Raw genomic sequence first — 12,885 nt, 5'->3', positions numbered from 1 at the left:
CTTGTCTACCAGGTCGGTGCGGTCAGGCGGTGCGCAGACTCCGGACGCGACGCCAGCCACGCCAGCTGAACCACAAGAGCGCGGCGAGCAGGGGAATGATCAGGAGCGGCAAGATCATCGCGATCAAGGAGGTGAAGAAAGTCAGCACATCCTCGATGACGGAAACGACGGGATTTGCCAGCCCACCGGTAGTGGCCGTACTGACCGCGCGAGTGCCGGTCTGCGCGGCGCTGAACGTCAACGCCGTCGGCGCTCCGACGATGATGCCCGCCAACGCGGCCATCGCAGGGTCGAGATGGCTGAAGGCCGCCCAGGCGGCGATCGCTCCGGCAATCGGTCCGGTGACGTTCCCGATCACCGATAGTGCGTTGTCCACGAACGGAATGAGGTCGGCACCCAGTTCGACCACCGCGGCGATTGCCAATGCGACCAGCGCGCCGGTCGATCCGATCCACCGCATCGACTCGCCGACGGTGATCCCGAACAGTTCGAAATGGACGGCAGCGCTGAGCATCAGCAGCGGCAGGAAGGTTCGCATTCCGGACGCTGCGGCGAGTCCGAGGCCGAGCATGGCGGGCAACACCCAGGTATCCATGGGTGGAGTTTAGGTCTACTGTGCGCCTTTATTAACCGCCGGCGGTTAATAAAGGCGCACAGCAAAGTCTCGGAAAGGACCTTTCATGGCGACAAACCCGCAGCCGATGTTCTTCCTCAACCTGCCCGTCAAGGACCTCGGCAAGGCCACCACCTTCTACGAGGGCCTCGGATACTCCAAGAACACGCAGTTCTCCGACGAGAATGCGTCGTCGATGGTCATCAGTGACACCATCGTCGTGATGCTGTTGGCCGAGCCCTTCTTCAAGACCTTCACCGCCAAGGGCATCGCCGACACCTCGACGTCGACGGAAGCGCTGCTCGGTCTCTCGGCCGAGACCCGTGAGGCCGTCGACGCCCTCGTCGACAAGGCGCTCGAGACCGGCGGTTCCGAAGGAAACGCGACGCAGGATCACGGCTTCATGTACAGCCGCAGCTTCCAGGATCCCGATGGCCACATCTGGGAAATCATCTGGATGAATCCCGAGAACATCGAGGGCTGAGCGACCGAACTTCCTCGGCGAGAGGCGAAACCCCGAAAACACTCGTAGCGTGGAGTGGTGACTGTCGCAAAAACCCTCGGAGAGCTACGCGCCTCCGGACACGTACAGCGAAGTGTCAAGGAAGAACTACGAGAGAATCTTCTCGCCGCGTTGCGGGACGGCCGTGACCCCTGGCCCGGGATAGTCGGGTTCGAGGACACGGTCGCCCCGCAACTCGAGCGGGCGCTGATCGCCGGCCACGACGTGGTTCTGCTCGGCGAACGAGGTCAGGGAAAGACGAGGCTGCTTCGCACTCTCGGGCTCCTGCTCGACGAGTGGACGCCCGTCATCGAAGGCTCGGAACTGGGGGAGCACCCGTACGAGCCGATCACCCCGGCTTCGATACGTCGAGCCAAGGAACTGGGCGACGACCTCCCGATCGCCTGGCGCCACCGCAGCGAGCGGTACTCCGAGAAGTTGGCGACGCCGGACACCTCGGTCGCCGACCTGATCGGAGATGTCGACCCGGTCAAGGTGGCCGAAGGTAGGAGCCTCGGTGATCCGGAGACCATTCACTTCGGTCTCGTGCCCCGCGCGCATCGCGGAATCGTGGCCATCAACGAGCTTCCCGACCTCGCCGAGCGCATCCAGGTCTCCTTGCTCAACGTGATGGAAGAGCGGGACATCCAGGTCCGCGGGTACACGCTTCGGCTTCCGTTGGACGTTCTTCTGGTCGCGAGCGCCAACCCCGAGGACTACACCAACCGCGGGCGCATCATCACACCGCTCAAGGACCGCTTCGGCGCAGAAATCCGCACTCACTACCCCGTCGAGTTGGCGGGCGAGATCGCGGTGATCGAGCAGGAGGCGCACCTGGCCGCGGAGGTGCCTGACTACCTTCTCGAAATTCTTGCCAGGTTCACGCGCTTGCTACGCGAATCCACCTCGGTGGACCAGCGATCGGGTGTGTCGGCACGCTTTGCCGTCGCCGGCGCGGAAACCGTCGGTGCCGCCGCGGTACGACGGGCAGCGGTGCTCGGCGAAGCCGATCCTGTTGCACGGCCCGTCGATCTCGAGTCCGTGGTCGAGGTTCTTCGCGGCAAGGTCGAGTTCGAATCCGGTGAAGAGGGACGAGAACTGGAGGTGCTCGAGCACCTGCTGCGTCGCGCGACGGCCGATACGGTTCGGGTACGTCTCGGCGGGATCGACCTGGGGATGCTGGTTGCTGCGGTGGAGATGGGCAACACGATCGTCACCGGTGAATCTGTCACGGCCAAGGCATTTCTCGACGAGCTTCCGGACCTCGAGGTCCTGGACGAAGTAGCCGAACGCCTCGGCGCGCAATCCGACGGCGAGCGTGCCGCCGGTGCCGAACTTGCCCTCGAAGGGCTTTACCTCGCGCGCCGGATCTCCAAAGATCAAGGCCCGGGCGGCCGCTCGGTGTATTCGTAAGGGGCAGTGATGATCCACAATCCGCGGTACGGGCCTTACGACGGTGGTCCCGATCCGCTGGCGCCTCCCGTGGATCTGCGCGAGGCCCTGGCAGCAATCGGCGACGACGTGTTGTCGGGCACGTCGCCGCGCCATGCCCTCCGAGAGCTCCTGCGCCGAGGCAACCGGGACATGCGCGGGCTCGACGACCTTGCCGCCCAGGCGAACCGGCGTCGACGCGAGTTGCTGCGCCGCAACAATCTCGACGGAACTCTCGACGAGGTTCGCAAGCTTCTCGACAAGGCGGTGCTCGAAGAGCGCAAAGAACTGGCACGTGCTCTCGACGACGACGCACGATTCAACGAAATGCGGATCGAGGAGTTACCGCCGTCGACAGCTCAGGCCGTGCAAGATCTGGCCGACTACAACTGGCGCAGCGAACAGGCGCGCGCGGATTACGAGAAGATTCGTGATCTGCTCGGGCGAGAGGTCCTCGATCAACGCTTCTCGGGAATGAAGCAGGCACTCGAGGGCGCCACCGACGAGGATCGTGAGCAGATACGCCAGATGCTGGCTGATCTGAATCAACTGCTCGACGCGCACTCTCGCGGCGTCGACACTGCGGAGCAGTTCGCGGAGTTCATGGACAAGCACGGGCAGTATTTCCCGGACAACCCGCGCAACGTCGAGGAACTTCTGGATTCTTTGGCGCAGCGCGCGGCGGCTGCACAACGATTGCGGAACTCGCTCTCGCAGGAGCAGCGTGACGAGTTGGATGCGTTGGCGCAGCAGGCGTTCGGTGATCCGAGCCTGATGAGTGAGCTGAGTCAACTCGACCAGTTCCTTCAGGCGGCTCGGCCGGGTGAGGACTGGGAAGGTTCGCAACAGTTCCGCGGCGACAACGGAATGGGGTTGGGTGAGGGGACCGGTGCCCTGCAGGACATCGCCGAGCTGGAATCCTTGGCGGATCAACTGTCGCAGCAATACGCGGGCGCGGCGCTCGACGACATCGACCCCGAGCTACTCGCGCGGCAACTCGGCGACGAAGCCGCCGCTGATGCTCGCACCCTGGCCGATCTCGAAAAGGCTTTGCAGGAACAGGGTTTCTTCGATCGTGCACCGGATGGTCAATGGCGCTTGTCGCCCAAAGCCATGCGACAGCTCGGGCAGACTGCTCTGCGCGATGTCGCCGGGCAACTGTCGTCGCGAACCGGTCAACGCGATACGCGTCGGGCCGGTGCGATGGGTGAACCGACCGGAGCGTCCCGCGAATGGGAATTCGGGGACACGGAACCGTGGGACGTCACGAGAACCATCACCAACGCCGTCCTGCGTGACCCGGGCCGAATGCCGGTGCGGCTGAGCGTCGTCGACGTCGAGGTGGCCGAAACCGAACAGCGCAGTCAGGCTGCGGTTGCTCTCCTGGTGGACACGTCGTTCTCGATGGTGATGGAAGATCGCTGGGTGCCGATGAAGCGCACCGCTCTGGCACTCAATCATCTGGTGAGTACGCGATTTCGCAGCGACGAACTCCAGTTGATCGCCTTCGGACGCCACGCGCACGTGCTGAGCCCGTCGGAGCTCGCTGGTTTGGACGGCGCGTGGGACCAGGGAACCAACCTGCACCACGCACTGTTGTTGGCGGCCAGGCATCTTCGACGCCACTCCAACGCACAGCCGGTGGTACTGATCGTCACCGACGGTGAGCCGACGGCTCATCTCGAAGCGGACGGAGAAGCCAGGTTCGACTACCCGCCGAGTGCACGAACCCTCGGTTTGACGGTTCGAGCACTCGACGCAGTGGCCAGGCTGGGCGCCAAGGTCACGTTCTTCCGCCTCGGTGAGGATCCAGGTCTGGCCAGGGTGGTCGACCGGATGGCGCACCGGGTGGGTGGACGCGTCATCGCACCGGACCTGGACGGCCTCGGCGCAGCCGTCGTGAGTGACTACATGCGAGGTCGCCGTTAATTCTGCCGCCGTCAGTCTTGTTCAGCGGGCTGGTGCTGGGTGATGCAGTGGATGCCGCCGCCACGTTCGAACAGCGGTCTGGCGTCGACGGTGACGACATTGCGTCCGGGGTAAGCGGCTGACAGGATCCGGGCCGCTTCGGCGTCGGCCGGATCGTCGAAGCTGCAGGCGATCACTCCACGATTGACCACGAGGTGGTTGATGTAGCTGTAGTCGACGAATCCCGCGTCGTCGCGCAGGATTTCGGGAGCGGGTACCCGAATGACCTTCCACGGCCGGCCGCCGACGTCCGTCGAGCTTTCGAACAACTCGATGATCGTCTTGCTGACGGCGTAGTCGGGGTGCACGGGATTGCGTTGGTCATGGACGAGTACCACTCCGGGGGAAGAGATGGCAGCGACGATGTCGACGTGTCCGCGCGTTCCGTACGTCTCCTGATCGCGGGTCAACCCGCGGGGAAGCCAGATCACGTGCTTGGCGCCGATGGTGCGGGCGAGTTCGGCCTCGATGTCGGCCTTCGTCAGGTCGGGGTTTCGTCCCGGATCGAGTTGGACGGTTTCGGTGACCAAGACGGTGCCGAGACCGTCGACCGCAATACCGCCGCCCTCGTTGACGATTGGTGAGTCGATCAACTGGGCACCGGATTGTTCGACGACAAATGCGCCGATCTTCGAGTCCTTGTCCCACTGCGCCCAATCCTGTGCACCCCAGCCGTTGAACACCCAGTCGACTCCGCCGAGACGGCCTTCGTCGGACAGGACGAACGTCGGCCCGATGTCGCGCATCCACGCGTCGTTGAGAGGTGCCTCGACGATGTCGACCTTCTCGGACAGGTACTTTCGTGCTTCTTCGACTTCGGCGGGATCGACGACGACGGTGACCGGCTCGAATTCGGCGACGGCGTGGGCGACGGCCGCCCACGTCGAGCGCGCTTCGTGCTGTTCTTCCGCGGTGTCCCCGAGGGAGTATCCGGCGCTCGGGTACGCCATCCAGGTACGTTCGTGCGGCTCACTTTCCGCGGGCATGCGCCAGGTCATCGGTTGGCTCCTGCAGTGTTCACCGGTGCGGTCAGGCCCGAGTAGGTGTCGGGTCGGCGAGTGGCCAGGAACGGGAACAGCGCAAGCCAGTCTTCACGGTGCTGTAGATCGAGATCTGCGACCAGGACGGCTGATTCGTCGCGCGGAGCCTGAACGAGGATGCGTCCGTACGGGTCCGAGATGAACGACGAACCGTAGAAGGTGATGAGACCTTCACTGCCGTGGCGATTGGGGACAACCATGAAAGTGCCGTTGGCGATACCGTTTCCGACGATCACTTGCTGCCACAGCGGTTGGGTGTCGAAGTTCGGGTGATCGGGTTCCGAGCCGATCGCCGTCGGGTACACCAAGACCTGGGCACCGGCGAGGGAGTATGCACGTGCGACCTCGGGGAACCACTCGTCCCAGCATGTCGGGAGTCCGAACTTGGCGCCGAGTGCCTCGTGAACGGGGTATGCGTCCTCGGACGGACCGCCGCGAAAGTACGTGTCCTCGTAGTACCCGGCCGTCACCGGAATGTGGAGCTTGCGGGTACGACCGAGAAGTTCACCCCCGGGCGAGACCAGGATCGCGGTGTTGAAGCCCAGGCCGTCCTCGGCGTCGCTGCGCTCGTACAACGACGCGTGAACGAGAACCTGGTTCTCCGCGGCGGCCTTGGTGGCGAAGGCGAAAGTGGGTCCGGTGAGCAGGTCTTCCGCCGCGCGTCCGGGATTGTCGCCGGCCGGGGTGGAGGCGGGGTAGCGGCTGAGCGTCAGCTCCGGAAGAAAGACCACGGAAGCGCCCAGCTTCGCTGCGGACGCAATGCCTTCGCTCAATTCAGCGTGGAGGTCGTCTTGGTCCTCGTGCCAGCGATGTTGGACGAGACCTACACGCAGAGGGGTGGACGTGGACGGCGAAGTCGCGGCCGGTGACTCGGGTGGGGTGAGGGCGGTGATCGTCAGCATGGGGTTTCCTCGGTGCTCGGGTATTCGACGTTCAACGTAAAACGAATGTGATTCGTTAAGTATGGTGGGTGAGCGCTGATTGATCAAGGACTTTCGAGGAATTGTTTTTTGCAGCGCCCCGAACGGTGTGGATCACTACAGGAGGACATATGCCGCGGCCATCGCAACGACTGCTCTCACCGGCGATCATCACCGAGGCAGCGATCGAGTCGGTGGACGAATCCGGCGACTTCACCATGCCGGGACTCGCCGCAAGACTGAAGGTTCGACCGTCCTCGCTCTACAACCACGTTTCCGGACGAGCCGAGATCGTCGAACTGATGAGGGCTCAGCTGATGGCAGGAATCGACGTCGAGTCGGCCTCGGGGACCTGGAGTGAGACCGTCGCGGCGCTGGCAGCCGAGTACCGGCGAAGCTACGCCGCGCATCCTCGTCTGATTCCGCTCTTCACGGCCCAGACGGTGCAGGCCGGTGTGGCGTTCACCCTCTACAACGCATTGGCGCAGGCATTTGCCGATGGTGGCTTCGACCCGACCGAAACACTGCACGCGATCACGACCGTCGACAGTTTTGTTCTCGGTTCGGCCCTGGACCTGGCGGCGCCGGACGTCCAGTGGGCGTCGGGACCCGAAGCCAACGACGCGATGAAGGCGGCGTTGGCAACGTCCGGGAAAAATCCCGAACGTGCCGACGCCGCCTTCGAATTCGGCTTGCGCGTGTTGATGGTGGGCCTGATCGCGCAGGCCCCCGAATCTACTGTCTCCTAGGACACGCTGAGGTCGTTCTCGTCGCGCAGAGCCTCCGTGTCGCGGTTGAGGGTCTTGCCCTCGAAGAACTCGGGATTGCGCACTCGCATGACCATCATCAGGACCGCGCCGAGGATGAGGATTCCGAAGCCGAGGAAGAAGACCAGGCCGATTCCGCCGATGGATGCTCCGCTAGCATTGTCCGGATTCATACTCTCCTGGACCGAAATGACGAACACCGCAAGCAGCATGAGGCCACCGATGAGTGGGAACGCGAGCCGGAAGACGAAGTTTCGTACGCTCTCGAAAAGCGTCTTGCGGAAGTACCACACGCACGCGAATGCGGTGATGCCGTAGTACCAGCAGATCATGATGCCGAGTGCGGCGATCGTGTCGAGCAGAGCACTTTCGGACAGGAACGTGACGACGCTGTAGAACACTGCGGTTACCGCGCCGGCCACGACGGTCGCGTACGACGGCACCAGGAACCGAGGCGAGACCTCGGCGAGCTTCTTGGGGAAAGCTCCGTATGCACCCATGGCGAGCATGGTTCGTGCCGCGGGCAGGAACGTGGTCTGCAGGCTGGCGACTGAAGAGACGAAGACCGCGAGGAACAGAAGCATTCCGCCCCAGTTGCCCAGGACCGGGTCGGCCAGAGCGCCGAAGACGTTCTCGGAGTTGTCGGGATTGCCGAGGCCGAGGCCTTCCTCGCCGACGCCGGCGTACATCATCGCGGCAACGGCGACCAGCAGGTAGGTAAGGAGAATGGTTGCGACACAGAGCAAACCGGCGCGGCCGGGGGTCTTCTTGGGGTTCTTCGACTCCTCGCCCAGCGTGAGACAGGTATCCCAGCCCCAGAACGCGAAGATCGATCCGGTGAGTCCGATGACAAACGCACCGATGGCGAGTCCGCTGAACGGGTTGAACCAACTCAGGTCGAAGGACAATCCGGCCGGGGCGTCGCCGGCGCCGACGTGAACCAGTGCAACGACGGCGAAGACGACCAGCAGCACCATCTGGAAGCCGACGAGCGCGAACTGTACGCGCTCGCTGGTGGTGATTCCCCGACTGGCAATCCAGGTGGCCAACGCGATGAACACCAGTGTGGTGCCGACGTTGACGAATTTATTGCCCGGCAGATCGGCGATGGAGGGATTGTCGGCCACCCGCGCGATGAACAGATAGAAGAAGTCGACGGCAATTGCAGCGAGGTTCGAGAGCACGATGATGGTGGCGATCACCATGCCCCAGCCGCACATCCAGCCGACGTACGGTCCGAATGCCTTGGTGGACCACGTGAATGACGCTCCGCAGTCAGGAGTGTCGGAGTTCAGTTCGCGGTACGCGTACGCGGTGAGGAACATCGGGATGAAGCCGGCGATGAAGATGGCGGGCATCTTGAGACCGACCGCAGCGACGATCAATCCGATGCTGGCCGTCAGGGTGTAACCCGGTGCCACGGAGGAGATTCCGAGCACCGCGCCGGAGATCATGCCGATCTTGCCGGTGGCGAGGCCTTTGGAACTCAGTTCGGTGCTGGTCATGACAGTGCCTCCGGCTGGGTGAATTCGTGCTTGGGCACTACGACCATGGGTACGGGCAGTACGCGCAGCATCTTGGCGGCGGTTGAGCCCAGGAACAGTTTGCGGGGCTGTGCGAGTCGACTTGAACCGACCATCACGAGGTCGCCGTCCTGCCAGTCCAGTTGACGCACTGCCGATTCCACGGTAGATCCGTCGGCAATGATGACCTCGATGGGGAACTCCGCGGGGAGCGCGGCTCTTGCGACGTCGAGTGTGTCCTGAGCGTGATTTCGTGCACGCTCCCTGGCCGACTCGGCGGTGTCGCGATGATCGCGCAGATCGTTCTGGGGGTCGAGCGCTACCAGTGAGACCAGTCGGAGCGGAACCTGCATCAGTTCGCTGGCGCGCACGGCGGTGTTCAAGACGATGTCGGCGCCGACGCGGGTGCCGAGTGCACAGGTGACCTCTCGTATCACAGTGGCCGCCGAGTGCCGCGTTCCGCGAGGCGCCAGCGCTACCGGGACATGGGCGGAGTGAAGCAGTTCGGTCGAGACCGAACCTATCGCGTGACGGCCGAGCAGACCGTCGCCGGAAGCTCCCACCACGATCGCGAGCGCATTCAGTCGGTCCACTTCGTCGAGCAGGCCCTGAGCGAACGACTCGTGGAAGCTCAGGTGTACTTCCACCTGGATGTCCTCGGGCACCGACGCTTTCGCCTCGGCGAGCCAGTCGTGTGCACGCGCGGCGAGGATGTCGTCGTAGCCGGCTTCCGAGGGAACCTTGGCCGGCAGTGTCCGATCCGGTGGGAGGACCATGCAGATGTCGAGTTGCGCGCCGAGACTGCGCGCGAGCTGGGCCCCGAGGACCAGCCCGTCTTTACCGCTGGGTGTGGCGAGGTATCCGACGATAAGGCGCATGGTGGCTCTTTTCCGGATTGGAGGAATCTGCTGTGCGCCTTTATTAACCGCGGGGGGTTGATAAAGGCGCACAGCAGGAGGGGCGGCGACTCAGTCGTGCGAACTCATGACGTGCTTGAGACGGGTGTAGTCCTCGACTCCGTAGGCCGAGAGATCCTTGCCGTAACCGGAATACTTGAAGCCGCCGTGCGGCATTTCGGCGACGAGCGGGATGTGGCAGTTGATCCACACCGCACCGAAGTCGAGAGCAGCGGAGACGCGTTGCGTGACACCGTGATCCTTGGTCCAGATGCTCGAGGCCAGGCCGAACCGAACGTCGTTGGCAAGCGTGATCGCCTCCTTCTCGTCGGAGAAGCTCTGGACTGTGAGGATAGGACCGAAAGTCTCTTCCTGCACGATGTCGTCCGATTGCGCGACGCCGGTGATGACGGTCGGCTCGAAGAAGAATCCGGTTTCGCCCGAACGCTTTCCGCCGGTAACGATCTTGGCCAACGCCGGCAGGTTCGCGATCTTGTCGCTCACGGCGTTGAAGTGATTGATGTTGTTGAGCGGGCCGTAGAAGGCATCAGGATCGGAAGGCGCTCCGGGGCGCAGCTTCTCGGCGTTCCGGACGAGGGCTTCGACGAGCTGATCGTGGATGGACTCGTGAACGATCACGCGAGTGGCCGCGGTGCAATCCTGGCCGCCGTTGAAGAACGCTGCCTCGGCGATGCCGGTGGCGGTCTTCTCGATGTCGACGTCGCCGAAGACTATCGCCGGCGCTTTGCCGCCCAGTTCGAGGTGTGCGCGCTTGAGCTGCTGTGCTGCGGACACGGCGACAGCGATGCCTGCCCGCACCGAACCGGTGATCGAGACGAGACCGAGGGCCGGGTTCTCCACCAACGTCGCGCCGGTTCCGCCGTTGCCGAGCACGACGTTGAACACGCCGTCCGGCAGGATGCCCTTCGAGAGCTTCGCCAGGACCAGCGTGCTGCCCGGTGTGGTGTCGCTGGGCTTGAGGACGATCGTGTTGCCGGCCGCGAGGGCGGGCCCGATCTTCCACAGCGCCATCATGAACGGGTAGTTCCAGGGCGTGACCTGACCGACGACGCCGATCGGCTCACGACGGACGTAGGAGGTGAAACCCTCCATGTACTCTCCGGCCGCCTTGCCCTCGAGAAGTCGTGCGGCTCCGGCGAAGAACCGCATCTGATCGGCTCCGACCTTGACCTCTTCGTCGGCGATCATCTGGTGGGCCTGGCCGGTGTTGGCGCTTTCGGCTGCGACGATTTCGTCGCTGTGCGCTTCGATGGCGTCGGCGAGCTTGAGGAGTGCAGCCTGCCGCACGCTCGGCGTCGTCTTGCCCCAGGTCTCGAATGCTCTCTGTGCGGCTTCGACGGCGGCGTCGACGTCTTCCTTCGTGGAGACCGGCGTACGCCCGACCACACTCTCGTCCACGGGGTTGATCAGGTCGAGTGTTTCCGTCGCGGCTGAGGCGACGAATTCACCGTTGATGTAGTTCTCGAGTACGACGATCGACATCGGTACCGGTTCCTCTCGAGGTCGAACGAGTTCCGGCCGAGGTGATCAGCACGGAACTCGCACTTTGTGGGGCGTGTGTGAGCAAGTGTGCGCTGACTCACAAGTAAAGGCAGCTGCCGAAAAGGTGAAATCTTTGATCCCCGACGCACCGAGTTGTACAGTCCTGCCCATGACGATCGCTGTGCGGTGGATGTTGGCGCAGCCGGATCTCGCGCTGGAACTCAAAGGTGGCGCCCAGGGTGTCGGTCGCGAAATCACATTCGCGCACGCCACGGAGTTGCTCGACCCGTTTCGATGGTTGACCGGCGGCGAATTCATCCTCACCACCGGCATCCGATTGCCGTCCACTCAGCAAAAGCGCGGCCGCTATCTCCGGATGCTCGACGCGGCGGGAGTGGCGGCGGTGGGATTCGGAACCGGGCTCTCGTACCCCGAGGTCCCGGCCGATCTGGTGGCCGTCGCCGACGAGATCGGACTCCCGCTGATCGAGGTGCCGCTGCCGACGCCTTTTGCTGCCGTCGTCAAGCGTGTGATGAGCCGGTTGGCAGAGCAGGAATATGAAGCTGTCCTCCGGGCGTCGCGGGCGCAACCGCGGATGACGCGTGCCGTCATTTCCGGCGGAACGGCTGCGACCGTGCGTGAACTGGCGATCGCGACTTCGGCGACGGTGCTTCTTCTCGACGTCGCCGGAAGAGTTCTCGAGAGCTCACCTCAACTGCCGACGGACGACGTGATCGACGAACTGCGAGCAACTCTCGGGGGCGGTGCCTCTAGTAGCGTGACGCTCGCAAGGTCTGGAGCGTCGATCGCGGTGCAGCAGATCAGCGTCGGGCGAACGCCGTACGGATACCTGGCGGTGATCAGTGCTTCGGCGCTCAGCTACGTCGATCAGATACTGCTCGGTCACGCGAACTCGTTGTTGGCGTTGGACTTCGAGAAACCCGCGCGTCTGCGTGCTACTCAGGATCAGTTGAATTCGCACGCCCTCGGGCTGCTGCTCACCGAGGATCGCGACCCGGCGCCGGCGTGGCAACAGATCAGGCAGGCCGCCGACGGTGAGGGAATGATCCGAGGATTGACAGTTCTTGCCGACGCGTCCGACGTAGCGGGACGCGTCGGAGCCGAGATTGCCGAGTTCATGAACAAGGCGGGGCGGCAGTTGTTCTCGCGGATCAACGACACTCGCGTCACGGTGCTGCTGCGTGGAACCGACGACGTCGAGTTCGCCCGAGAGTTGCTCGGCGGGGTATCGAGGTCGGATCTTCGCGCGCTTCGTGTCGGCTTGAGCGCGCGACGGGTGGTCGCTGCGCTGGCGGTCGCCGTCGAACAGTCCCAGCTGTGTGCGTCGGCGGCGGAAATCGGTGGCGAGCCTTTGGAATTCGCAGCTCTGACCGGAAGTGTGCTGCTGTCTTTCGATTCGACGCGTGAAGTGCTCAACACGCTGGCGGAAACGATGATCACACCGATCGAGGACTACGACCGTGACAACGGCACCGAACTGCTGGCGTCGCTGCGGGCATTTCTCGAGGCCAACGGACACTGGGAAGCGGCCGCCATCACGATGGGCGTTCACCGGCACACACTGCGGAGCCGAATGGCGAAGGTGGAGAGCCTGATCGACTGTCGGCTGGAAGTGGCCAGGGTTCGGGCCGAACTACTGCTCTCGATCATTGCCCGGCAATCGTGACTGCCGGGCAATGATCGAGACTTGGCAAAGCGGCC

11 protein-coding genes are annotated in these 12,885 nt (G+C 63.7%); 5 read left to right on the top strand and 6 right to left on the bottom strand.

Annotated features, from left to right (window positions below; translation table 11 throughout):
* Positions 1-22: 22 nt before the first annotated feature.
* A complete protein-coding gene (locus tag RhoBH5_RS07335) occupies positions 23-595 on the bottom strand; it encodes a DUF4126 domain-containing protein (protein WP_270008111.1) in 573 nt (190 codons plus the stop codon).
* Positions 596-680: 85 nt separating this feature from the next.
* On the opposite strand from RhoBH5_RS07335, the gene RhoBH5_RS07330 reads away from it, so the two are divergent.
* From RhoBH5_RS07330 to RhoBH5_RS07320, 3 genes are read left to right on the top strand one after another with little or no spacing between them, the layout of a single operon-like run.
* Positions 681-1,097 (top strand): VOC family protein, encoded by a 417-nt coding sequence (locus RhoBH5_RS07330; protein ID WP_047272569.1) that lies wholly within the window; start codon positions 681-683, stop codon positions 1,095-1,097.
* A 54-nt stretch (positions 1,098-1,151) separates the two neighbouring features.
* Entirely contained in the window at positions 1,152-2,528 is a 1,377-nt protein-coding gene (locus RhoBH5_RS07325) for an ATP-binding protein (protein WP_270008110.1), read from the top strand.
* Between the two features lie 9 nt (positions 2,529-2,537).
* On the top strand, positions 2,538-4,475 hold the full coding sequence (locus tag RhoBH5_RS07320) for a VWA domain-containing protein (protein ID WP_058226066.1): 1,938 nt from the start codon (positions 2,538-2,540) through the stop codon (positions 4,473-4,475).
* A gap of 11 nt (positions 4,476-4,486) precedes the next feature.
* Here the strand turns inward: RhoBH5_RS07320 and RhoBH5_RS07315 are convergent, their stop codons facing one another.
* Positions 4,487-5,512 (bottom strand): agmatine deiminase family protein, encoded by a 1,026-nt coding sequence (locus tag RhoBH5_RS07315; RefSeq protein ID WP_116058020.1) that lies wholly within the window; start codon positions 5,510-5,512, stop codon positions 4,487-4,489.
* A complete protein-coding gene (locus tag RhoBH5_RS07310) occupies positions 5,509-6,456 on the bottom strand; it encodes a nitrilase-related carbon-nitrogen hydrolase (RefSeq protein WP_083057004.1) in 948 nt (315 codons plus the stop codon). The genes RhoBH5_RS07315 and RhoBH5_RS07310 overlap by 4 nt, the downstream gene beginning before the upstream one ends.
* A 149-nt stretch (positions 6,457-6,605) precedes the next feature.
* On the opposite strand from RhoBH5_RS07310, the gene RhoBH5_RS07305 reads away from it, so the two are divergent.
* The gene (locus tag RhoBH5_RS07305) at positions 6,606-7,223 is read left to right on the top strand and encodes a TetR/AcrR family transcriptional regulator C-terminal domain-containing protein (RefSeq protein ID WP_116058021.1); all 618 of its coding nucleotides are present in this window, start codon (positions 6,606-6,608) and stop codon (positions 7,221-7,223) included.
* On the opposite strand, the gene RhoBH5_RS07300 is transcribed toward RhoBH5_RS07305, so the two are convergent.
* The 3 genes from RhoBH5_RS07300 to RhoBH5_RS07290 form a co-directional block, all read right to left on the bottom strand.
* Complete coding sequence (locus RhoBH5_RS07300) at positions 7,220-8,746, bottom strand: APC family permease (RefSeq protein ID WP_003946397.1); 1,527 nt, start codon at positions 8,744-8,746, stop codon at positions 7,220-7,222. The two genes, RhoBH5_RS07305 and RhoBH5_RS07300, sit on opposite strands and share 4 nt — an antisense overlap.
* Complete coding sequence (locus RhoBH5_RS07295) at positions 8,743-9,642, bottom strand: universal stress protein (protein ID WP_058037884.1); 900 nt, start codon at positions 9,640-9,642, stop codon at positions 8,743-8,745. Before RhoBH5_RS07295 ends, RhoBH5_RS07300 begins: the two co-directional genes overlap by 4 nt.
* A gap of 90 nt (positions 9,643-9,732) precedes the next feature.
* Complete coding sequence (locus RhoBH5_RS07290; RefSeq protein ID WP_270008109.1) at positions 9,733-11,163, bottom strand: gamma-aminobutyraldehyde dehydrogenase; 1,431 nt, start codon at positions 11,161-11,163, stop codon at positions 9,733-9,735.
* A gap of 169 nt (positions 11,164-11,332) precedes the next feature.
* Here RhoBH5_RS07290 and RhoBH5_RS07285 point away from each other — a divergent pair, with 169 nt between their 5' ends.
* Positions 11,333-12,850, top strand: a complete 1,518-nt coding sequence (locus tag RhoBH5_RS07285; RefSeq protein ID WP_270008108.1) for a PucR family transcriptional regulator — start codon at positions 11,333-11,335, stop codon at positions 12,848-12,850.
* The last annotated feature ends 35 nt before the right edge of the window (positions 12,851-12,885 follow it).

This window comes from Rhodococcus sp. BH5 (assembly GCF_027583855.1).
In the GTDB taxonomy this organism is placed as follows: Bacteria; Actinomycetota; Actinomycetes; order Mycobacteriales; family Mycobacteriaceae; genus Rhodococcus_F; species Rhodococcus_F qingshengii.
The sequence above is the reverse complement of the archived record's forward strand: the minus strand, read 5'-3'. Positions and strand labels throughout refer to the sequence as shown.